We start from the raw sequence: 22,019 nt of genomic DNA, 5'->3' as shown, positions 1-22,019 counted from the left end.
GATGCCCATCGCGAAGGACGTGCAGCTCGGTCGCGACGTCCGAATATTCCATCCGGACCTCGTTAATCTCTATGGCTGCTCGGTCGGAGACGACACGAGGATAGGAACTTTCGTGGAAATTCAGATCGGCGCGAAAATCGGCGCGCGCTGCAAGATATCTTCGCACAGCTTCATCTGTGAAGGCGTGACCATCGAGGACGAGGTTTTCATTGGGCATGGCGTGATGTTCACCAACGACAAATACCCGAGGGCCACCACTGCGGACGGCAAGCTGCAGGGACCAGCAGACTGGAAGGTGGAACGAACTCATGTCGGCCGCGGGGCATCCATTGGCTCCAACGCCACCATTCTCTGCGGTATTACGATCGGCGCCGGGGCCATCGTGGGCGCCGGCTCGGTGGTGACAAGGGACGTTCCACCACGGGCTATTGTTGCTGGCGTACCCGCGCAGGTTCGAGAACCGCGCCACGTTGCAATGGAATCCGCGGACCGTTAATCAAGGATTAAATTCAACCTAAATTCCCCTGCGCGGCTATTTTCATTGCCCCGTTTATATGATTTAATTTTGCCGAAAATAATGGTTTAAATGAATTTAATGGATCGGGCTTGCCCGGCGAGGATAACCACTTGATACCTTTTCTGGATCTGAAGGCTCAATATCGCCAAATCAAGCCACAGGTTGATGCCGCGGTTTTGCGGGTCATCGACAGCGCTCAATTTGTTCTGGGACCGGACGTCGCCGCCTTTGAGGATCGCTTTGCGGCCTATTGCAACGTTGATCACTGCCGCGCGGTCAATAGCGGAACCTCGGCGTTGCATCTTGCGCTGCTCGCGGCCAACATCGGGCCGGGCGATGAGGTGATCACGGTGTCGATGACGTTCGTCGCTACGACAGCAGCCATCCTGTACAGCGGCGCCAAACCGGTCTTCGTCGACGTCGACCCTGTCTCCTGGACAATGAACCCGGAATTGATTGAAGCCGCGATCACGCCTCGAACGAAGGCGATCCTGCCCGTGCACTTGCACGGACTGATGGCGGACATGGATCCGATCATGGAGATCGCCCGCCGCCATGGGCTTGTCGTCATCGAGGACGCGGCGCAGGCTCATGGTGCAGAATACAAGGGTCGGCGCGCCGGATCCATCGGCGATCTCGGCTGCTTCAGCTTCTATCCGGGCAAGAATCTTGGAGCGTACGGAGAGGGCGGAGCGGTCGTTACCAACAGCCCGGACCTCGCTCGACGAATTTCGCTGCTCCGTGATTGGGGCCAGGAATCCAAATACAATCACGTTGTCGCCGGCTACAATTTCCGCATGGACGGCATTCAGGGCGCCGTGCTGAACGTCAAGATGGACCACCTCGAATCCTGGACCGAGGGGCGCCGGACAGTGGCCATGCAATATGACTCTGTGCTGGAGAAGCTTCCGTTCGAACGTCCCCGAGCGCCGACCCACAGCCGGCACGTCTACCATGTGTATGCGGTGAGGCTGCCTCGGCGCGACGAGACGCTGAAGGTGCTGCAGGAAGGCGGGATTGGCGTGGGCATTCACTATCCCGTTCCGGTTCATCTGCAGAAGGCCTACGCGAATCTAGGCTATCGCGCAGGCGATTATCCCGTCACTGAGCGGCTGGCGAACGAATTCCTCTCGCTGCCGATCTATCCGGAACTGCGGCCGGATCAGGTTGCGGAGGTCGTGGCTCAGCTACAGAGGGCGGCAGTCGTCGAGGCTGCCTAAGGCATCCCGGTCGAAGCGAACGTCATGCACGTCTGCTTGCCGAGACCAAACAATAGGAGGGCATCTTGGCTGATCTGAAGGGTAGGCGCATTCTGGTTACGGGCGGAGCCGGCTTTATCGGTTCGCATATCATCGACCTGCTGTGCAACGAAGGCTGCGCCGAAATCGTTGCGCTCGATAACATGGTGCGAGGGCGGCCGGAAAACCTCCGGCGGGCCGTCTCGCGCGGGCCCGTGCGTCTGGTTCACGGTGATATCCGCGACCGTGAGCTCATGGCAGGGCTGGTGCAGGCGGCGGACATTGTCTTTCATCAAGCAGCACTTCGCATCACCCACTGTGCGGCCGAGCCGCGCCTTGCCATGGAAGTCATGGTCGATGCAACCTTCGATCTCCTGGAATTGTGCGTCGAGCATAATGTCGAAAAAGTCATCGCTGCGTCCTCGGCATCGGTGTACGGCATGGCGGAGGAGTTCCCGACGACGGAGCGCCAGAATTCCTACGACAACCGTACCCTTTATGGGGCGGCCAAGGCGTTCAACGAAGGGCTGTTGCGCACGTTTAATGAAATGCACGGGCTCGATTACGTCGCCTTCCGTTATTTCAACGTCTATGGCGATCGCATGGACATCCATGGCCGCTATACCGAGGTCTTGATCCGCTGGATGGAGCGCCTGGAAGCCGGCCTGCCCCCGATCATCTTCGGCGATGGTCAGCAAACCATGGATTTCGTCCATGTTCGCGATGTTGCTCGCGCAAATGTTATGGGAGCGAAGGCAAAGCTTACCGACCAGGTGTTCAATGTCGCGAGCGGGACCGAAACCAGCCTGCTTCAGCTTGCTAGGGCTCTTGCATCAGTGATGGGTCACCGTGGCCTGACGCCGGAATTCGCGCCGGAGCGATCGGTCAATCCGGTGCCGCGCCGGCTGGCCTCGACAGGGAAGGCGGAGCGCCTGCTGGGCTTCCGCTCGAGTGTGCCGCTCGAACAGGGGCTTGGCGATCTTGTGAAATGGTGGCGAGCCGAACGCGGATCGCTCGTGGCAACCCACCAGAGGGAGACGGTGGCTTCGTGATATCGAAAGCACTGCCGCTGCTCGCGGATGAGGAGGCAAACGCCTCCAGTGCGGCGGTGCTGTCGGGATGGGTGTCGCAAGGTTCGCAGGTGGATTTCGCAACGCTGTCAGTGCAACGTTTGCCCGCACCGCACCCGCGCAAGGTCACATGGTGAGGCTGAAGCAGTGCCTCGAGGTTGACCGAAGCTATGGCAGCCTCAAAGACGCACTCAAGTTTAATCCACTTCGACCTGGCTAGTCATGATCTCGATCGTCGTCCCAGCCCACAACGAGAGTTCCGTGATTGCACGGACCTTGAATCCATGGGTCACCAACTCGGCTTCGGGCGAAATCGGCGTGGTCGTTGTTTGTAACGGGTGTGTAGATGACACCGCGAACGTCGCCCGGCGCTTCGGTCCAACCGTCCATGTTGTCGAATCGGATATCGCAAGCAAAACAGACGCCCTGAACTTGGGAGATCAAATTTCAGGCGTGTTTCCGCGGATCTACGCTGACGCCGATATTGTTATTACCGTCGATGCTATTCGAGCTCTGGCAAGACGCCTAGGGCAAGGCGACGTTTTGGCGGTAGCACCCACACCCCATATCAATCTGACGGGCTGTTCCTGGCTCGTTCGCAAATATTACGGAATTCGGTCACGGCTGCCATCTTCGCGCGAGGGGATTGGTGGGTCCGGCGTCTACGCCTTATCCGAGGCGGGGCGTAGGCGATTTGGACAGTTTCCCCACGTCATTGCTGACGATACCTATGTTCGCCTTCAGTTCAAACCAGAAGAGCGAGAGACGCTGCCATACGCGAGGTCCACGGTATTCCCCCCACGTACTGTGCTGCAACTGATCGCAGTCAGAACTCGTGCCTATAGGGGAACATCCGAGCTCGCCCGGCGCTTTCCAGAGCTGCGCGTGAACAGAGGGGAGGGCAATAATCGGACGCTTATTGCATTGTTCAAAAAACCTCATTTGTGGCCCGGATTGTTAATTTATTGTGCTGTCAACATTGCCGCCCGGTGCAGGGCGACCATAGATTTGCGTAGTGGAGTTCATCGCTGGCAACGCGACGAGACTTCCCGCACAGCGCTATCGGCAGATTCACTTAAATGAACGCGTAAATGAGTACGCCAGCTCGGTGTTCGATCGGGGTGATGAAATCGGCCGCGCGTTTACTACAGAGAAATATCTTGATTTTAAATAATCCGACCTTTATTTTGAATATTGAATTTAAACTAAATAAATTAAATGCAGGGATCCCCGGGCGCGAGCCGAAATCCGACCCGCAGGGGCCCGTACGAGTCTCGCAGCGTTTTAGGAGGCCAGCCGATGTTTCGGAGCACGGTCTTTCACCGCAGGAGGTTGCGGAATAACAGCACGCCACAGCCGCGCAGCGTTCGCACAAGGTTGCTGGCGGTCTCTTCGGGCGGAGGGCATTGGGTGCAGCTATTGCGTATCAAACGCGCTTTCGAGAATTGCGAAGTCACGTTCGTCACTGTCCATGAGTCATATCGCGCGCAGGTGCCAGGCCATAAATTCTACCTGGTCAATGATGCCAACCGCTGGACTAAGATCGCGCTATTGAAGGCTGCGGGCAGGTTGGCCTGGATCGTTTGGAATGAAAAGCCCGATATCGTGGTTTCGACCGGTGCGGCTCCGGGATACCTAGCGCTGCGGTTCGGACGAATGATGGGTGCGCGCACCATCTGGCTCGACAGCATCGCCAACGTCGAACGGCTTTCGATGTCTGGAGACAGAATTGGTCGTTGCGCTGACCTCTGGTTGACCCAGTGGCCTCACCTGGCGCGACCTAATGGACCCCATTACACAGGCTCGGTGCTATGATTTTCGCGACAGTCGGAACGCAGGGGCAGTTTGACCGTTTGATCCGAACAATCGACGAGTGGGCCGGCGCGCACGGAAGAACGGATGTCTTTGCGCAGACGGGCCCATCAGACTACCATTCCAAACATATCCGCGCAGAGCGGTTTATCGATCCGACCGAATTCCGGAAACGCGTCGAAGCGGCAAGCCTTGTGATTTCCCATGCCGGAATGGGCTCCATTATTACTGCTCTCGAGCTTGGAAAGCGGATCATAGTCATGCCTCGTCGGGCGAGTCTGGGCGAACACCGCAACGACCACCAACTCGCAACCGCAAAGCGCTTCGCTGAACAAGGCTGCATCATGGTTGCTTTCACCGAACATGAGTTGGTCGATAAGCTGGATCAACACCAGATCTCCGACGAGCCCGAGCGGCTCAGCGCGCTAGCGTCGCCACGCCTCATATCTACAATTCGGACATTTATTGAGACCGGCCGCATTGGTTTCGAGAATAGAGACATTTCATCGTAGGCCAGAGTCAGGTAAAACGTTGATCCCCCGTAGACAAGAGGCGCTGGCTTCATGATCCCGATCGCAAAACCGTGTCTCGACGAGACTGAAGCCGATGCCGCGCGCGAGGTCACTCTCTCCGGCTGGATATCGCAAGGGCCGCAGGTGGCGGCCTTCGAGCGCGAATTCGCCGCAATGGTTGGCGCGCCTCACGCAGTTGCGGTGTCAAACTGCACTACTGCGCTGCATCTCGCACTGCTTGCCTTGGGCGTTGGGCCCGGCGACGAGGTGATCACCGCGAGCCACTCCTTCATCGCAAGCGCCAACAGCATCCGCTACTGCGGCGCGACCCCGATCTTTGTCGATATCGATCCTGCCACCTACAATCTGGATCCGGCGCGCGTGGCTGAGGCCATTACCGAACGCACCCGTGCGATCCTGGCCGTTCACCAGATGGGCATGCCGTGCGATCTGACCTCACTTGTCGTATTGGCAAATCGCCATGGTGTTGCTCTGATCGAGGACGCCGCCTGCGCAATCGGCAGCCAGATCAACGTCCATGGCGATTGGGAGTTCATCGGGAAGCCGCACGGAGCGATGGCTTGCTTCTCCTTCCACCCTCGCAAGGTCATCACGACCGGCGAGGGCGGCATGTTGACGACGTCCGATCCCGATCAGGACCGCAAGCTCAGGCTATGGCGTCAGCATGCAATGGACGTGCCCGACACGGTGCGGCACGGCTCACCGCAAGTCATCTTCGAAAACTACCTGTTTGTCGGCTTCAACTATCGGATGACGGACATGCAGGCTGCCATTGGGCGAAAACAGCTCGAACGGCTTCCTGATCTGATTGCGCGTCGGCGCGCACTCGCGGCCCGCTACAGCGAACTCCTGGGCAATTTGGAAGGATTGATCCTGCCGCACGAACCGGAGTGGGCCCGATCCAACTGGCAGAGCTACTGCGTGCGCCTGCCGGACTGGGTCGATCAGAGAACGCTGATGCAGAACCTTCTTGATCAAGGCATTGCCACCCGACGCGGGATCATGTGCGCGCACCGCGAGGCGCCCTATGCAAGCGGTGAGCAGCGCCACGATTTGCGTCAATCCGAACTCGCGCAGGATCGCGCGATCTTGCTTCCGATCTACGCACAAATGGCCGAGGGGGATGTAGTTCGCGTTGCTGATAGTCTCAGACAGGAATTGCGGCAATGACCGTGGGTGCGGGGAGTGGCCGTACTGTCCCCGCGACATCCGCACAATGTCCGCTCAGTACTGATCCCAGGAGTTCAAATGGCCAAGGTTGACGTCGTTATTCCCTGCTATAATTACGGTCGCTTCTTAGAAGAATGCGTGCGGAGCGTGCTCACGCAAGATCTGGGCGTGCGCGTTCTTATTATCGATGATGCATCATCAGACGATTCAGCATCCGTGGCGATGAAATTGGCCGAGGCCGACCCGCGAGTCAGTGTCATCGTCCACACGCAAAACCGAGGTCACATCGCCACCTACAACGAGGGCCTTCTGGACTGGGCCGACGCTGAGTACTCCGTACTCTTGTCGGCGGATGATGTTCTCACTCCGGGTTCCTTGACGCGGGCGGTCGCGGTGCTCGACGCAAATCCTTCCGTAGGAATGGTCTACGGCCACGCTGCGTTTTGGAAAGCCGGCGAGCCACGACCGGTACCGCGCTTAAAGGCCACCGGAGCGACGGTATGGCCGAGACAGAGGTGGTTACGTATCGTTTGCCATCTCGCTCACGCGGTGACGTCCACTCCCGGCGTGGTCGTTCGGACATCGGTGCAACAATCGATCGGCGGCTACAGACCGGAGCTACCGCACACCGGGGATGTCGAGATGTGGATGCGGTTCGCGGTGCACTCCGACATTGCCTACGTTCAAGGCGTCGACCAAGCTTGGTACCGGATTCACGACACAAACATGACGACCCAACGTGTCCCGGTCGTCGATCTGCGGCAACGGAAGGCTGCCTACGACTATCTCTTCGCCAACTATGGCGCGTTGATCGCTGATGCCGAATACTTGAAGCAGGGAGTAGATCGTAAGATGGCCAAAGAAGCCCTCTGGCGAGCCTGCAGCGCGTACCACCGTGGGCGTATGGATTCCACTCCTGTCGCTGAGTTAATTGACTTTGCCCGCTCGACGTACGCCGAATTCGATCGTCTACCCGAATATTGGGGCCTGCGATGGCGTCAGTATTTAGGGCCCGAGATTTGCCCGTATCTCCAACCTCTCATGCTATCTGCCGTTTACCGTCGTGTTCGCGACTGGCTGTGGTGGCGCACCTGGAAACTGCGCGGTGTCTGAGCGTGATGTAGAGAACCGGTTCTTACGGCTTCAACAACGGGACGAACACGTCGAGCAAGTCCTCTCTTTCGGCTTCTAGCGAGTACTGCTCCTGAACGAAGCTCGCGCCGGCGGCACCGGCTGCCGTCATGTTCATGGGCTCACTATCGATGAGGCCGATAACACTTTCCACGGCTTGGGCGAAGGCGACGACATCTCCGTCCTCTATGGCGACGGCGAACGGGGGGCGGAAAAACTCGCGCCCGCCAAACCCGTGATATCCGATGACCAAACAGCCACAGGCCAAGGCCTCAAGAGCCGGAAGTCCAAATCCCTCGAGGCGGCTGAAACTCAGGAAAATCTGCGCGGTTCGAAGCAGATCGGCAACTTCGGCTTCGGTCCGCTGGTCAATGGCGATGACCTCCCAATCGTGGAGCACACCCCGGAGCTTCAGCAATTCCAGCACACACGCCGCCTCATGCGCTCGTCTTCTAGGCATGTAAGCGATGCGGCGAAGCTTTCCTCCTGTTGGCGGGTGATGGAGAGTTTGATTGAGGCCCTGACGGACGCGATGGACCGGTATTCCAGGAAAGGCATACTTGACAACTGCCGCACTGTCCTTGGAAACGACCAGCACGGCAGCAAGGTCTGGATTGTCGATGTATGGAGCGGTGGCGCCGGGCTCTCTCGCGAATGAATCAAGCATGAGGTACGCGCCTTGGTTGAAGATAACTTGGCGGACACCCCGCGGCAGATCGCGAATGGACCCGCCGTAGATCTCGGGGACTACAATCACGTCCCGCTGACTGACCACGACACGACTGCTGCATACAATGCGGGTTTGATGCTCAAACCATGTGAAGCTTAATCCAGCTCGCTCGCGAACTATTGCCGCCTGCAGTCCGGCATCGTTCAAAATATCGACCGATCGATATAGCTTCCGAATGCCGCCGCTCGGTCTCTCAAAATCAGGACAAATAAACCACGCGGTCGGGGGCCTCTGCGTGGAATCCTGGGTCGCAGCAAGTTTCGGGACCGGGATCTTGGCCTGATGACGAGACCGGCTGATCTTCCGTACGAGGTGCCGAGCGGCATCGGATATCGAGAGCCCATGATACATTGACAGATTCCAGGCGGATCGCCTTTGCCCGACTTTTTGCGTTGCAATTTCGACCACTTAACCCTTTCTTGTCCAATAGAATCCGCAAGATTGGATAATTTTGTCTCCGTAACCTGAGCGCTTGAGGAGATAGGGTTGATCGCCCCCCGCGTACGACAGCTCTGCTACACAAAGCGATCGCTCGGACGAGTTGCTTGCTGCCTCAAAACATGGGCCGAACGGCGGAAGGGACGTCTTGCGTATCGGTCGCCCCCTCCCGGTTCTCATTTTCAAAAAGCCACATGCCGCTCCCGAGTAGGAAAATAAACAAGACGTAAGTCGCGTTCCAGAAGTGAACCGTAATGCCAGCGATGGCGAACCCAAAAAGGGTAATGATGAGGCCTTTGCGGCACTGGGAAGCCTGGAATGATAATTTTCTTATTCGTCCGAGACCAAAGCAGACCGAAGTGAAGCTGCAGAATAGAAATAAGAATCCAGGGATTCCATAGCGGACCGCATTTACCAGCCAGAAATTGTCGATGCTGCCGGCCATCCAGGTTGGACGTTCCCAGTCATGTAGGCCGATCCCAAAGATCGGATTCTTCATCACTGACTGTGTACCGTAGTTCCAGATGAAAATGCGCATGTATGAATTGTCTGCGCTGAACGTTAAGTACGTCACCAAGACCTCAATGGCGCTACGATTGGACAGAGCGCTCATGGCAACAAAGGCAACGACGGCCAGTGCTGCCAGCACTATCCAACGATGCGTCACACTCGCCGTCACCTTGTCCCAAACGATCAACGCACCCTGGACGACGAGCGAAAGAAGAGCTCCCGAGGACAGAGAGGTGAATGTTGTTATCGCCACAACGCCTGTGGCCAATCGTCCCGCTTGCCGCTTTGCGGCGGTCAAAACATAAAAGCTCAAGGCGAATGCGCTTGAACAAACTATACCAAACAGAATGGGATGCTCAAAAGTGACCTGGGCGCGACTCAACCCAAATCGCGCTTCGTTAGGACCATACAGCTCGAAAACGGAAAACACGGTCCCAAACAGTTTAACCAGGATCGGCGATGCTGTGAGGTTCTCGTATACAGCGAATGGAAAAAGGAATGCAACCACGAGTACAAAAGATTTCACCATACGGTGGAAAGCAAAAATGTCTCGAATATATCGCTTCGCGAAAAGGAACGCTCCGAATGTCTCAGTGACAAAGATGCCTGCGGTCTGCAGCCCACCGTCGATGCCGTGAACGCTCACCAATGCAAGCGTTGCCCATATCGCCGTCAAGAGCATGAAAAAGTCGGGGGCCCGTATCCGCCCCGTCCGCCCAGATAACCACGCTACCAAGCAAGGAATGAAGGTCGCTAGCAGCAGCAGCCGATACGGGGACAAGCGTAACGAGCCGAGGTGAAAATTGATCGGCAGGGCCAACAAAAAAAAGAAAATCGGGAGGAGCGGGGAGATCTTGCTGCGCCGCGTCAGTGGTGCCGCAGTTCGTCCCCTGGCGGAAGGCAGTGACCTTCCAACCTGACGAGACGCCTTCGTTGCAATGCTTGCCACCCGTTGACCGCTATGTAAATGCCTTGGCTGCTTCGATGCGAAATGTAGCGCCTACTGGCCTGCTGATACAACGATAGTTTTTGGATCAATGCGAATTTGCGCTGGAGCCGAGTAGACACAGGGGTCCCGAGGAAGACCGGCAAAGGCTTGAAGGGGACTTTCAGCGTGATGGCCTGATGAGGCTATCAATATCGCCAACGCATCAGTTGGCGATATAACCCCAGCTTTGTGCTGATCCTCCAGGGAAGGCTGCGCATCGCGTCCGGATCAAGCAAGTGCTGGCGCATGTATTCCGTATCCATACTGTTCGTCAGACAAAGGCGCGAATAGAGAAAGGATTCGAATCCGCGATGATACCCAAGCTGGATCGTAAAGAGGTGCGTGTAGCCAGCCTTCAGAGCTGCGTCCCAAACCCGTCGGGAAAAGCGACCGTATGGGAAGGCGAAAAGAGTGACACGTTGCCCAAGGCGATCCTCCAGTATCGACTTGGATACGGTAAGCTCGCGATCAAGTTCGACATCCGAGGCAGTTGTCAAATCTACGTGGGCCATGCCATGTGAGCCAATCGCAACGCCACCTCTGCCAAGTTCCTCAATCATTTTCCAGTTCATGCGTCCGGGCGAACCCACAAAATCTACCGGGATAAAGGACATGAACCCCGGAATCCGGCCGGTCTTCACGTAACGAGCATAGACGTGCGCGTAGTCCGAAAGAAATCCATCGTCGAAGGTGAGTAGGACCGCGCCGGTGTGGCTGGCCTTCGGATCGGAGCAATCCTTTAGAAAACTCGACGGCGAGATCAGCCTGTTTGCGCAAAGAGCGAGATGCGCATCAAACATCTTGTGCGTCAGGCACCAGGCATTCGGAGGCGATGCCTCTGCCAGCTCGTGGTAGTTCAGCACAATCATAGGGCTTGTATCAGATGTGAGACATGTTGGGCCCAGGTCTGCCAGTTCAACCGGGCCTCGAACGCGTCGCGACTCGATTGTCTCAGGCGTGCCATTCGGCCCGGGTTCGCGAAGGTCTCGGAGATCGCCGTTGCATAGTCGGCCTTCGTCGCATTCGGCGGCAACAAGATGCCGCTCTCCCCGTCGCGTACGGCGGATGGGACGCCACCAGTGGCCGGTGCAATGCTGGGCACCCCATGGGCCGCCGCTTCGCAAAATACGATCCCGTAGCAATCTGCCCGGGTGGGCAATAGAAAGAAATCCGCGTCGCGATAGAGTTCGTCCAGTCGCTTACGCTGTTCACGATCATTCTTGTCGAGGTATGGGATGATCGTCAGACCTTGCTGGGTGACGGGCCTCGGCGGAGTGCATCCGCAGATCGCGAGTTCTGTCTCCACGCCCCTATCCCTCAGTTCAGCAAGAGTCTCGACCGCGATGTCCGCGCCCTTATCTTCCCAGTTGGCACCGATGAAGAGCAGCCGGCACGGACCCGGCTTGCGGCATCCAAGTACAGAGTCACGGTCGGGCGCCACTTCGAGGTTGGCGCCCCAAGGAATGATACGCACCCGCGCACGATCGGCGCCGTAATCCCTCACAGCAGATTCGGCTGCCCATTCGGACGGGTAGAGGAGCAAATCCGCGCGCGCGATTGTGTCGCGTTCCAAGCGTTCAGCGGTCTCCCGGGCGGCACGTGACAAGTTCCGATAGTTAGGATGGTAGTCTTCAACAAGCCGAAAGGTTGCGTCGGACGCATAGACGAGGGGAACGCCATTTGGCACGCTCCAGGCGAAAGTGGATCCGGCAGGCGCTAGAACGATATCGGGTGAAACGGCTCGGATCCTGCGTACGGCGTCTGCGGCGTACTGTGCAACGACGGGCCGCGCATGGAAGGGGGATAAGCCCCGAATGCGAAAGGTCCGGCAAAATCTGGAGTACGCCTTGTACAAAGGCAGGATCGGTGCCTTCAGGGGACCGATATGAACAACCTCGTGTCCTTCATTTGCGAGCGATTTCGACATGTGAAATGGAGTGCCTGACCAAAACCTGACCTGGGCCGCGTCACCGACCGTGGCGAATGCGATCCGCCGCGCCGCTGGGCTGTTGTAGATTTGGCTTTGCCCCATTTTTGTCCTCTTACAGCCACCACAGTCAGCAGATTGCGTCAAAAAGCAAATCGAGTGGCACTTCGAAATGTACGTTCCATTATCCCTAGCAACAAGACCGGAGGTAGCATCTACGGTCGCGGTCGCGGGATGAACCCTCCGAGGACGAGTTGATTACCCCTCCAACTGGCCCAGCGCACGTTTTCCCATTGCGCGATGAAGATGCGCTGACCTTTGACCACGTCGAATAGGAACGGCCCATAGACGAATGAACCGCGCACGAAGTAGACATTCTTTAGACTTACCGAGGAGCCACCGTCCGCTGGGATACGGAGTCCGTAACCGCCGCCCTCGAACAGCACGTTCTCGAAGACATGTGAGCCTCGCCAATCGTCGGCCGAGAAGTAACCCGCAGTCGTGACGCCGGCCATCTTGAAGGTCGAGTTCTTCACCGTGACCGCGCCTGTGGAACCTGGGGCATAGCACTGCAACCCGTCAGCGTGATCACTGCCGATTCCCGTGGCTGCGATATAGACCCACGCCAAATCGATATTGCCGCTGACGCAGCGAACGCCTTCTCTCGACTGAATTCGAACCCGTGTGAGGCTACAGGAGCCCTTACAGGTGATCGTCGGCTCCCCTGAGTTCTCGACGATAGACAAGTCCGTTTTAGACGAACCCGACGACAGCATGATACGACTCGTGCCGCTTGTGACATTGGCATAGACGGAATCGTTGAAACTCAAAGGCACGCCAGCCGAGCTCGGCACCGGGTCAGGGGACGCAGCAATGACGGTCGGGGCAGAAGTAACAGACTCCGCTACGGTGATTTGATCGTCGTTTGGGCGTGTCCCGAAAACTTGGGTAGGAGCCGTCAATGCACGGTTGCTGCAAGCCTTCGATGCCTTGTCAGCCTTTATGTAGCTTGAGAATACCGCGCTCAAAGGATCGCGGCACGTCCGCTCCGCAGCATCAACCAGTGTCGAAGTGACGGTCCGTTCAACGCAAACTGCCCCTCCCAGCAAGAGGGCCAGCGTCATCAGGTAGCGCATGGAAGCTCCCAAGCGGATTCCGCTGATAATCGCGCCTCGCTCATTCGCGCGTGGCTGCTCCTTGGCGAGCGCTCTTGCTGGAGAACTTTCGACGATGTTGTGCATCAAATTCAAGCATGAAATTATATTTAATTCTCTAACTTATTATAAGCAATGATTATATTGGCTATTATGTCCCGTTTGCACTGAGCGAAAGAATATTTACTTGTAGTTAATTGCGGTCACGATGCATCGGCCGTAATATAATACCGGTCAGCTTCGCTATCGACTCCGAACCTTCCGACCGAGCCATATTATGGGTGGATGTCATCTCGTTCGCTGGGATCCCTGACGTGATCACTGGGACATCAAAAAAGCCGATGAAATGTTCGTCGGTGGCGAAGGATTGGAAAAGGCCATCATCCAGCGTATCATCTGTTTAATTCAATTTAATTAGAAAAGCCGCCGGTCAGGTATTCCATGCGACGCCGCGTTACGCACTTATTTTCCCCATCAACTTTCGCCCTAGAGGAACTCTCATGCCGATCGGGCCAGCCCTCGATTCTGTACTACGTACCACAACGATCGACGAGTCTCAGGTCGCGGGTGCGCAAGATGCGATAATAGTCGGAGGTGGAGCTGCAGGAGGATTGGCGGCACTCCTACTCGCGGAGGCGGGGCTGCGCGTGCTTGTGCTCGACGCAGGATGGCGTCAGTCGGCGCGAAGCTCTTGGGTGCGTCGATCGACAGCGTCCATAACTCGAAGGCTAGCCGATCCCGCCACTCTTCGCTTTCTTCCTCCCAGAGCTGTTCCCTTGGGGAAGATTGCTTTGAGGAGCGTCGGCTTGCTGCGTCAACCCGTCCAGTCTCGCTGCAGTATTTGGGGCCGTACGCCGGAAGCCTTCGTAGATGATCGTGATTGCCCGTATGTGACACCACCAAACCAACCGTTTGTGTGGATACGTGCGCGAACGCTTGGCGGTCGTGTTGGCCTTCCGGGACACGGCCGGCAATACTATCGCCTTAGCCCGTCCGACCTTTCGCCGCGCGATGGATTGAGTCCGCCTTGGCCACTCGAGCCGGGTGAGTTGGATCCTTGGTATTCGATGATCGAGCGACGGCTCAAGCTCAACGGAGCCCGTGACGCTGTACCTTGGCAGCCGGACAGTGATCTCTCGCGTGAGATTGAACCTACACTCAACGAACTTGCTTTGATGAAAGCGATTACAGCACGATGGCAAGGTGCGCGGCCGATGCACACACGCTTCGCGCCACCGCTGGACGCTCTGGAAGACGCCGCTCTTACAGGTCGCCTGCGCTGCCGTGAGGGTGCGATCGTGAAGCGGATTGATGTGGATCGGGGGGATCGCGTGCGCGGGGTCGTTTACTTCGATCAACAGAGCGGCACTGAAGTACGCGTTTGTGCTCCATTGGTATTTCTTTGCGCGTCGTCATTAGAATCGACTCGCATATTGCTGCTTTCGGGTCTTGGTTCCGAGTCAGCTGCACTTGGGCGCTATTTGATGGACCATGTTGTTGTTACAGGCTGGGGGGGAGGAGCGCCGCTCATGCCCGGTCCCGATCTCGACGACGGACGCGCGGTCTATTTGCCGCGATTCGACGCCCGCGACGATCGGGAAGCTTCCCCCGGGCGGGGTTTTGGCGTCCAAGTATACCAATTTCACGGAGCACGCGGACGTTCCCATTTCACCGCGGTCAGTTTCGGGGAGATGCTGCCGCGGCCTGAGAACTGCGTAACGCTACATCCGACGCGGCGAGACGCCTGGGGAATCCCAATATTGAAGATCGATTGTCGCTACAGCTCAGCGGAATTGGCGCGTGCCCGCGATCAGGCTATAGCCATACGCGACATTGCCGCAGCAGCTGGCGTGAAGCTAAGCGGCATCAATGAGCGCCCGGCGCCGCCAGGCTCCGCGATTCATGAATGCGGCACGGCACGAATGGGCAGTGATCCTGCGACGTCCGTGCTGGATTCCAATAACCAATGTTGGCAGGCGCGGGGTCTCTATGTCACAGACGGTGCGAGTTTTCCTTCCCAAGGTTCGCAAAATCCAACCTTGACCATCCTCGCACTGACCGCCCGTGCATGCCATCATGCCGTGAATGGAGCAGCGCTAATCGAGAAAGAAACGGAATTCGGATTGCCGGAGAAGCTTGCGCAATGAGCGTCGCAACAAGCAAGCCACGAGAAATTTTTCCTCGGGATATGCTTCCTCTGGGTTTCGGGTCTGGTGCATTGTTGAGCAAGCGGCGAAGCCGCCGTGAAGCACTTAAATTGCTCGAAACCGCATTGGATTGCGGCATCACGTATTTCGACACGGCGCGAATGTATGGATCCGGTCGCGCAGAGACCATCTTGGGTGAGTTGGTGGCGCGAAACCGGGATCGTTTGATTTTGGCGAGTAAGGCAGGCATTCTGCCGCAGAGCCGGTCAATTTTTGTCCGAGCGATCGGGCGCGGCGTTCGTTTTCTTCACAACACTGTCCCAATGTCAAAGCGCCACGTGCCAGAGCCGGCGACGTACACACCGCGGTTCGGCTTCTTTGGACTGGCCGACATCCGAAAAAGTGTCGAGACCAGCCTCAAAGAACTGCGCACCGATTATCTCGACATCTTGCTAATGCATGAATGTACCGCCTCAGATTTCGAGAACGCAGCGTTGTTGAACTACCTTGATGATCTCAAGAAGGAAGGGAAGATACGCGCCTTTGGCATCGCGACTGGCATAGAAGAGACAACCGCTATACTCGGCAGACACAAAGGGCTGTCAGATGTAGTGCAGATTCCCAGTGCCATTTGGAATATGAACATCAAAAAGCTCTCACCGATGGACTGCGGCTTGGTGATTACACACTCTTCCCTTACAGGTCGGTTCAATCTGCTGCTTGATCGATTGTCAAAGGATGAGAACATGGCGGCCGAATGGTACTCAATGACGCATGTCGATCCTCGTGACGCGACAGGTTTGGCGCAGCTCCTGCTAGCTCACGCATTGAAGTCGAACCCAAACGGGCTAGTTGTCTTTTTCTCGTCGAGTCCCCAGAATATCGTAGCGAGCGTAAATTGCCTGAAGAAACAGACCATTGATGAGGCCCAGATCGAAGGCTTGAACGCGTTGCTCGCAAGAAGCCACGTTCGCGCCTTTCTTGATTCGAGCTACTAATGGACCTATCGGCTCAACCGCGGTTACGGCAGCCAAGCGCGCTTTGGCGTTGTGTACCTGGGAGTTCGCCAGCCAGGATTTGACCGGAGTGCCGGGCGGATTGACGTGGCTCTAATCCGTACCAGTATCAGACCTAAGGGACATAAACGCCGCCTCGAGACCTCTGAGCAGATTGCGTTTCTTCGATACAATGTGGCCCGACAAATGCGCGTTCGTTCTCATCATTCGCCAACGCTTCTCGCCGAAGCCATATGTGCATAGTGGGATCGCACCTTATCTGGAACGGCGCTGTCGGCGAGTGTCTTCGAATCACGCGGGCCTTCATATGGCGGTCGTCCGGTAGCAACAAATGAGAATGTATCAGGTCATGTCAACCGCTAGCATCAAACTCGCCATCATCATCGTCTCATACTGCAATGCCGATGATGTCGATCGCTGTTTGAAGTCACTTGCACGTTCGAATTACGATCACTTTGATGTTTTCATATGCGAAAATGGGGGTGAAGCAGCCTACGAGAGATTACTGGCTGCGCTCGTGGGATCGGATCGAACGTTGCATCAAGTTTGTGATAGGACGGACACTCTTGACCAGCCGCAGAAACGATTGGCCTCAGTGGCGAAATGCCGATTTCAGACTCGCGCAAATGTCGTCCGAGTTGGGCTCGCGACCGAGAACCTTGGTTACGGAGGCGGCGTCAACGCGTGGCTTGAGCCATTACTCGGCGCCCCCGGTTGGGGGGCAGTGCTTGTGCTGAATCCTGATACCGAAGTGGATAGCCGCGGCCTGGCTGAATTGATAGCCAAGTCTGCTGAGGGATTCGGTATGGTTGGCGCAAGCCTCGTCTTCGACGACACCCCCAATAAGGTCATTAATTACGGACTGCATTGGTCTCCTATGACGGGCCGTGTCATCGCCGTGGGAAGGAATGCGGCAGTTGGCAGTGCACCGTCGGTCGAGGATCTTGCCAGAATCGATGCGGTAAGCGGGGCGTGTGTTCTGGCAACGCGAGCGTTCGTCGAAGACGTCGGTCTCATGGCCGAAGACTATTTCCTGTACATGGAAGATCTGGATTGGGGACGTCGCCGGGGAAAGCACCGCATCGGCTTCGCGAGCAAAGCCATCATTCGCCACATTGGAGGAACGACTATCGGATCTGCCGTTACTCCCGAGAAGCGTTCGCATCTTTCGATCTATCTGTCTGCCCGCAACGGCATTCTCTATGCTAGGCGCTTTGCGGGATGGCGTTGGATCTGCCATTTCGGAGTCGGCCTGTTGTTCGCAGCGCGATATGCGCTCAAAGGCTCCTTGTCGGCCGGACAAGTCGCTTTCGCGGGGTTGCTCGATGGTGCAAAAGGCAAGACCGGGCGTCCGGAGGCAGGGCTCGGGCCGCAACAGCCCGGCTGATCGGCGCGTCATCCCAATCGCGATCGACGGCACACCCACAGATCTGAGAACCTATGACAAGAAGGCGGCAGCATCCCGATTGCTTTTCCATGTCGGCAGTCGAAACGAAATTAGCACGATGAGTATGCTTTTGAATTTGGGAGCGATCGTCTCCCACGTGATATGTGTATTCCTCTGGCCGGGAGCGCCTCTTTTTGCAGAATAAAGTAGAGGACACTTCTTGAATTGGCGGGAGGATGGATTTTGATGAGGCAATACATTTGGAAGAGTATTTTTCTCCATTTTAATTGAGGCTCGTGCTTTGGAAGCCGTGAACCCGAGGAGCCGCAAGCCATTCCGGCAAGTATCGGATCCTATCAAACTCCTTATTCCGACATTTACTCTGTGCAGCAACTGCCAGGCTGCTGCCGTTTTCTCGCAATCAAATTAACTGAGCCGAAATTGTCGCTCCTTACGATGAAATCCATGATTAGCGGTGCTTAGAACGCCGATTTTTTCATCATGTGGCTTTTTAAGCACACGGGGCGGATGCTTGAGTGAATTATAAGGAATTGCTGCCGCTTTAAATCTGTGCGGTGAGACTTTGGCCAAGTAGTTGAGAAATTACCTTGGATGGGCCGTCATGTCGTCCCAAAAAAGCCTCCCCGGACCGAGCAAGACGAATGCCTTGGTGCTGCGCCAATAAAGCCGCACCTGGGGTACTGTCGCGCGGGGAATTTGAAATTGGGCGCGCCCCTGGGGACGAACTGGATCGAACCTACCAGGAGAAAACTAGATGGTAGCCATCCCTCTGAGCTGGAACGACCCGTTGTTGAGCGGGGTTACGAGTTCGAGTTCGGTCACGCTTAGAGATGGCGGGACGCTTTCGTACAAGAGCATTACCGACACTGGCTCCACGGCGTCCGTTGTCGGCCTTGGCTCGTTCAGCCTCGACCATCTCCGGATAAGTTCGAGGGAGGGTGTGCGCATCGGGGGTGACGGTGACGTCACCATCAGCAATTCGTATCTCGAGTCGACGGGACAAGGGAGCGATCATGCCGATACTATCCAGATCTATGCCCCCGGCAGCACCGGGAATGTGACGATCACGAATACGACGATCGTCGCCCACACCACCGCTGCAACTGCAGGTATGTTCGTTGCGGATGGTTGGAGTGGCACGCTCACGTTCGATAACGTGGTATTCCAAGGTGGTCCGTTTGGCTTGCGTATTGCCGCGGATGCGAACGATATCTCGGTAGCGCTCAAGGACGTGTATTTTGTCGGGCCGTTTGGTTACGACGATATCCTCTTTGAGCAAGTCAATGCGGACATAAACATTACTCAGTGGGAAAATGTCCGCTCCGCAACGATCGTAAATGGTGAACTCGTTCCGGGCGAACTTATCCCGCCGCCTTTCCCGGTGGAAGGGGGTGGTGGCGCTGGGTTGACGACGATCGACCACTTCTCGAACGACAGCGGCACATCCGGTGATGGCATCACCAACGACAGTACGCTGACCCTGAGCGGCAGCGCGGCCGCGAACAGCACGGTGAAGGTGTTCGACGGTACGACCCAGATCGGGACCACCACGACCAACAGCAGTGGCGCGTGGAGCTACACGACCGCTGCGCTGTCGAACGGCAATCATAGCCTCAAGGCCACGGCCACCACCACGTCGGGCACCAGTTCGACGTCATCGGTGCTTGCCGTGAAAATTGACACGGTGGCGCCCACGGCCCCGACGATGGCGACGCCCACCAACAACGCCAACGGCGGCCTGAACCTGACCGGCACGGCGGAAGCGAACAGCGTCGTGAAGGTGTTCGAGGGCACGGCCCAGATCGGGACCGCGACGGCCAACGGCAGTGGCGTGTGGAACTACACCACCGGTGCCCTTGCGGCCGGTTCGCACAGCCTCACCGCAAAGGCGACGGATGCGGCAGGCAACACCGGCGCGGCGTCTGCCGTGGTCACGGCCAGCACCGGCACCTCGGCACCCCCGGCTACGCCGGCGACGCCGACCATCGCGTCGTTCTCGAACGACACCGGAGCGGCCGGCGATGGCATCACCAGCGACAATACCCTCCAGCTCAAGGGCACCGCGGCCGCCAACAGCACCATCAAGATTTACGATGGCTCGACCCAGATCGGCACGACGACCGCCAGTTCGACCGGGAGCTGGGACTACATCACCTCGGTCCTGACCAACGCCAAGCATGTGCTGACCGCGACCGCGACCACCTCGAGCGGCCAGACCAGTGCCGCATCCGGTGCGGTGACCGTGACGGTGGATACGCTGGCGCCGACTGCCCCGGCCCTGAGCAGCAACGCCATCGTCAATACCAATCAGGTCAAGCTGTCGGGGACCGCCGAGGCCAACAGCACGGTCACGGTCTACGACGGCACCACGGTCGTCGGAACGGGGACAACCAACTCGACCGGAGCCTGGAGCGTCACGACGAACGCCTTGTCGACCGGCACGCACGCGCTGACGGCCAAGGCTGCCGACGCGGCCGGCAATGTCAGCGCCGCCTCGCAGTCGGTCAGCAGCGTGATCAGTGGGGCGTCGCCTGCGCCGACGACACAAATCGAATCGGCTGGTGCGACAAGTCTCGTTGAGAGCGGCAATAAATATTACCTCAACAGCAGCAGCGGTGGGACCGGTCCCGCATTGAAATTCGGCGGCGCGCCGGTGACAGAGGGCATGTGGGCGGGCTGGGCACCGATTGGCGCGGAGAAGACCACAACGGGCTACAATGTAGTATGGAAAAACGCGAGCACCGGTCAGTACAATGCTTGGAGCACTGACAGCAGCGGCAATTATATCGCCAATACTCTCAGCTTCGTGTCAGGGACCAACACCACGCTAAGATCGTTCGAGACCTCTTTCCAACAGGACCTCAACGGCGATGGCACAATCGGCGCGCCCACCGTGGTGATCGAGTCGGCCGGCTCGACCAGCCTGACCCAGATCGGGAGCAATTATTTCCTCTACCAGGCCGGTTCTGGTCCCGTCTTGAAATTCGGAGGCGCGCCGGTGACCACGGGCATGTGGGCGGGCTGGGCGCCGATCGGCGCGGAGCAGACCGCAACCGGCTACAATGTAGTATGGAAAAACGCGGGCACCGGTCAGTACAATGCTTGGAGCACTGACAGCAGCGGCAATTATATCGCCAATACTCTCAGCTTCGTGTCGGGGACCAACACCACGCTGCAATCGCTCGAGACCTCGTTCCAACAGGACCTCAACGGCGACGGTACAACCGGCGCCCCCACTGTGGTGATAGAGTCGGCCGGCTCGACCAGCCTGACCCAGATCGGCAGCAATTATTTGCTCTACCAGGCCGGTTCTGGTCCCGTCTTGAAATTTGGAGGCGCGCCGGTGACCGAGGGCATGTGGGCAGGCTGGGCGCCGATTGGCGCTGAGCAGACCGCAACGGGCTACAATGTAGTATGGAAAAACGCGGGTACCGGTCAGTACAATGCTTGGAGCACTGACAGCAGCGGCAATTATATCGCCAATACTCTCAGCTTCGTGTCGGGGACCAACACCGCGTTAAGATCGCTCGAGACCTCTTTCCATCAAGACCTCAATGGCGATGGTTCGATTACTGATTCAAGTGGGAATGCGCCGATTTCGGCCGTCGCCTTGACCACCATGTACAAGAACTGGAGCGACATCGTCACCATCAAAGGCGTCGCCGATGCCAACAGTCAGATCAAGCTGTACGATGGCAACACGTCGATTGGAAAAGTTACGGCGGCGGCCGATGGTACCTGGTCCTTCCAGACATCGTCGGCCGTGTCCGACACGTTACACACCTATACTGCCAAGCAGATCGATAGCGCTGGCCACGTCGTTGGTACTTCAGGCAGCGCGATTCTTGGCTCGACAGGCAGCAACACGCTGAAGAGCACCTCAGGTAATGATATCCTGGTTGGCGGCGGCCAGTCCGACACTTTCGCGTTTGCCGCAAATTTCGGCCGCGACGTCATCAAGGATTTCGTGGCCAGTGGAAGCGCGCAGGACACGATCCAGTTCAGCAAGACGGTGTTCGACAGCTTTGCGAGCGTTCTCTCGCACGCGAGCCAAGTTGGTCAGGATATCGTCATTTCTAGCGGAAGCGATACACTCACACTGAAGAATACCAAGCTGAGTTCGCTGAGTAGTCAGGACTTCCACTTCGCCTGAGCAAGGTTTGTAAAAGGGAGTTGGTATAAATCTGCCTTGGGGATATCACCTCAATAAGGGCATGGTTCAAGGGGCAA

19 protein-coding genes and 1 pseudogene are annotated in these 22,019 nt (G+C 57.3%); 14 read left to right on the top strand and 6 right to left on the bottom strand.

Going from position 1 to position 22,019, the window contains the following annotated elements; translation table 11 throughout:
- Window position 1: 1 nt before the first annotated feature.
- The gene (locus V1278_RS29715) at window positions 2–496 is read left to right on the top strand and encodes an acyltransferase (protein WP_334383159.1); all 495 of its coding nucleotides are present in this window, start codon (window positions 2–4) and stop codon (window positions 494–496) included.
- A 131-nt stretch (window positions 497–627) separates the two neighbouring features.
- Window positions 628–1,737, top strand: coding sequence for a DegT/DnrJ/EryC1/StrS family aminotransferase (locus V1278_RS29710; RefSeq protein WP_334383158.1), 1,110 nt, complete (start codon window positions 628–630; stop codon window positions 1,735–1,737).
- On the opposite strand, the gene V1278_RS29705 is transcribed toward V1278_RS29710, so the two are convergent.
- Window positions 1,734–1,985 (bottom strand): hypothetical protein, encoded by a 252-nt coding sequence (locus tag V1278_RS29705; RefSeq protein ID WP_334384345.1) that lies wholly within the window; start codon window positions 1,983–1,985, stop codon window positions 1,734–1,736. The genes V1278_RS29710 and V1278_RS29705 overlap by 4 nt on opposite strands.
- Here V1278_RS29705 and V1278_RS29700 point away from each other — a divergent pair.
- The 7 genes from V1278_RS29700 (at window position 1,866) to V1278_RS29670 (ending at window position 7,453) form a co-directional block, all read left to right on the top strand.
- On the top strand, window positions 1,866–2,807 hold the full coding sequence (locus V1278_RS29700) for an NAD-dependent epimerase/dehydratase family protein (RefSeq protein WP_334384289.1): 942 nt from the start codon (window positions 1,866–1,868) through the stop codon (window positions 2,805–2,807). The two genes, V1278_RS29705 and V1278_RS29700, sit on opposite strands and share 120 nt — an antisense overlap.
- Entirely contained in the window at window positions 2,804–2,962 is a 159-nt protein-coding gene (locus V1278_RS29695; RefSeq protein ID WP_334383157.1) for a hypothetical protein, read from the top strand. Before V1278_RS29700 ends, V1278_RS29695 begins: the two co-directional genes overlap by 4 nt.
- An 85-nt stretch (window positions 2,963–3,047) precedes the next feature.
- Window positions 3,048–3,908, top strand: coding sequence for a glycosyltransferase (locus V1278_RS29690; RefSeq protein ID WP_334383156.1), 861 nt, complete (start codon window positions 3,048–3,050; stop codon window positions 3,906–3,908).
- 327 nt (window positions 3,909–4,235) lie between these two features.
- On the top strand, window positions 4,236–4,640 hold the full coding sequence (locus V1278_RS29685) for a UDP-N-acetylglucosamine--LPS N-acetylglucosamine transferase (protein WP_084029681.1): 405 nt from the start codon (window positions 4,236–4,238) through the stop codon (window positions 4,638–4,640).
- Window positions 4,637–5,149, top strand: coding sequence for a glycosyltransferase (locus V1278_RS29680; RefSeq protein ID WP_334383155.1), 513 nt, complete (start codon window positions 4,637–4,639; stop codon window positions 5,147–5,149). The genes V1278_RS29685 and V1278_RS29680 overlap by 4 nt, the downstream gene beginning before the upstream one ends.
- Window positions 5,150–5,200: 51 nt before the next feature.
- Window positions 5,201–6,340, top strand: coding sequence for a DegT/DnrJ/EryC1/StrS family aminotransferase (locus V1278_RS29675; RefSeq protein ID WP_334383154.1), 1,140 nt, complete (start codon window positions 5,201–5,203; stop codon window positions 6,338–6,340).
- A gap of 78 nt (window positions 6,341–6,418) precedes the next feature.
- Entirely contained in the window at window positions 6,419–7,453 is a 1,035-nt protein-coding gene (locus V1278_RS29670) for a glycosyltransferase family 2 protein (protein WP_334383153.1), read from the top strand.
- Window positions 7,454–7,475: 22 nt separating this feature from the next.
- Here the strand turns inward: V1278_RS29670 and V1278_RS29665 are convergent, their stop codons facing one another.
- The 5 genes from V1278_RS29665 to V1278_RS29645 all read right to left on the bottom strand — a co-directional run bounded on the left by V1278_RS29665 (window position 7,476) and on the right by V1278_RS29645 (window position 13,200).
- Window positions 7,476–8,609, bottom strand: a complete 1,134-nt coding sequence (locus V1278_RS29665) for a glycosyltransferase (RefSeq protein ID WP_334383152.1) — start codon at window positions 8,607–8,609, stop codon at window positions 7,476–7,478.
- A 145-nt stretch (window positions 8,610–8,754) separates the two neighbouring features.
- Window positions 8,755–9,831, bottom strand: a complete 1,077-nt coding sequence (locus V1278_RS29660; RefSeq protein ID WP_334383151.1) for an O-antigen ligase family protein — start codon at window positions 9,829–9,831, stop codon at window positions 8,755–8,757.
- A 452-nt stretch (window positions 9,832–10,283) separates the two neighbouring features.
- A complete protein-coding gene (locus tag V1278_RS29655) occupies window positions 10,284–11,006 on the bottom strand; it encodes a polysaccharide deacetylase family protein (protein WP_334383150.1) in 723 nt (240 codons plus the stop codon).
- On the bottom strand, window positions 11,003–12,064 hold the full coding sequence (locus tag V1278_RS29650) for a glycosyltransferase family 4 protein (RefSeq protein WP_334383149.1): 1,062 nt from the start codon (window positions 12,062–12,064) through the stop codon (window positions 11,003–11,005). The genes V1278_RS29655 and V1278_RS29650 overlap by 4 nt, the downstream gene beginning before the upstream one ends.
- Window positions 12,065–12,279: 215 nt before the next feature.
- Window positions 12,280–13,200: a hypothetical protein gene (locus tag V1278_RS29645; RefSeq protein WP_334383148.1), complete on the bottom strand. Its 921-nt coding sequence runs from the start codon at window positions 13,198–13,200 to the stop codon at window positions 12,280–12,282.
- Window positions 13,201–13,718: 518 nt separating this feature from the next.
- On the opposite strand from V1278_RS29645, the pseudogene V1278_RS37055 reads away from it, so the two are divergent.
- The 5 genes and pseudogenes from V1278_RS37055 to V1278_RS29625 form a co-directional block, all read left to right on the top strand.
- Window positions 13,719–13,895: pseudogene (locus tag V1278_RS37055) on the top strand (NAD(P)-binding protein); the annotation flags it as partial.
- Between the two features lie 372 nt (window positions 13,896–14,267).
- On the top strand, window positions 14,268–15,365 hold the full coding sequence (locus V1278_RS29640; protein ID WP_334383147.1) for a GMC family oxidoreductase: 1,098 nt from the start codon (window positions 14,268–14,270) through the stop codon (window positions 15,363–15,365).
- Window positions 15,362–16,363 (top strand): aldo/keto reductase, encoded by a 1,002-nt coding sequence (locus V1278_RS29635; RefSeq protein WP_334383146.1) that lies wholly within the window; start codon window positions 15,362–15,364, stop codon window positions 16,361–16,363. Before V1278_RS29640 ends, V1278_RS29635 begins: the two co-directional genes overlap by 4 nt.
- Before the next feature lie 349 nt (window positions 16,364–16,712).
- Window positions 16,713–17,768 (top strand): glycosyltransferase family 2 protein, encoded by a 1,056-nt coding sequence (locus V1278_RS29630; protein WP_334383145.1) that lies wholly within the window; start codon window positions 16,713–16,715, stop codon window positions 17,766–17,768.
- Window positions 17,769–18,543: 775 nt separating this feature from the next.
- Window positions 18,544–21,942 carry an Ig-like domain-containing protein gene (locus tag V1278_RS29625; protein WP_334383144.1) on the top strand — a complete coding sequence of 1,133 codons (3,399 nt, stop codon included), beginning with the start codon at window positions 18,544–18,546 and terminating at the stop codon, window positions 21,940–21,942.
- Window positions 21,943–22,019: the final 77 nt, after the last annotated feature.

Origin of the sequence: Bradyrhizobium sp. AZCC 1577 (assembly GCF_036924575.1) — a bacterium.
Taxonomy (GTDB): Bacteria; Pseudomonadota; Alphaproteobacteria; order Rhizobiales; family Xanthobacteraceae; genus Bradyrhizobium.
This window is presented reverse-complemented; position numbering and strand designations above follow the sequence as displayed.

Coding starts and splice junctions, on each gene's coding strand:
- V1278_RS29625 (WP_334383144.1), top strand. CDS start 18,544: ATGGTAGCCATCCCTCTGAGCTGGAACGACCCGTTGTTGAGCGGGGTT.
- V1278_RS29660 (WP_334383151.1), bottom strand. CDS start 9,831: ATGCTCTTGACGGCGATATGGGCAACGCTTGCATTGGTGAGCGTTCAC.
- V1278_RS29655 (WP_334383150.1), bottom strand. CDS start 11,006: ATGATTGTGCTGAACTACCACGAGCTGGCAGAGGCATCGCCTCCGAAT.
- V1278_RS29715 (WP_334383159.1), top strand. CDS start 2: ATGCCCATCGCGAAGGACGTGCAGCTCGGTCGCGACGTCCGAATATTC.
- V1278_RS29650 (WP_334383149.1), bottom strand. CDS start 12,064: ATGTCGAAATCGCTCGCAAATGAAGGACACGAGGTTGTTCATATCGGT.
- V1278_RS29630 (WP_334383145.1), top strand. CDS start 16,713: ATGAGAATGTATCAGGTCATGTCAACCGCTAGCATCAAACTCGCCATC.
- V1278_RS29690 (WP_334383156.1), top strand. CDS start 3,048: ATGATCTCGATCGTCGTCCCAGCCCACAACGAGAGTTCCGTGATTGCA.
- V1278_RS29680 (WP_334383155.1), top strand. CDS start 4,637: ATGATTTTCGCGACAGTCGGAACGCAGGGGCAGTTTGACCGTTTGATC.
- V1278_RS29675 (WP_334383154.1), top strand. CDS start 5,201: ATGATCCCGATCGCAAAACCGTGTCTCGACGAGACTGAAGCCGATGCC.
- V1278_RS29670 (WP_334383153.1), top strand. CDS start 6,419: ATGGCCAAGGTTGACGTCGTTATTCCCTGCTATAATTACGGTCGCTTC.
- V1278_RS29645 (WP_334383148.1), bottom strand. CDS start 13,200: ATGCGCTACCTGATGACGCTGGCCCTCTTGCTGGGAGGGGCAGTTTGC.
- V1278_RS29635 (WP_334383146.1), top strand. CDS start 15,362: ATGAGCGTCGCAACAAGCAAGCCACGAGAAATTTTTCCTCGGGATATG.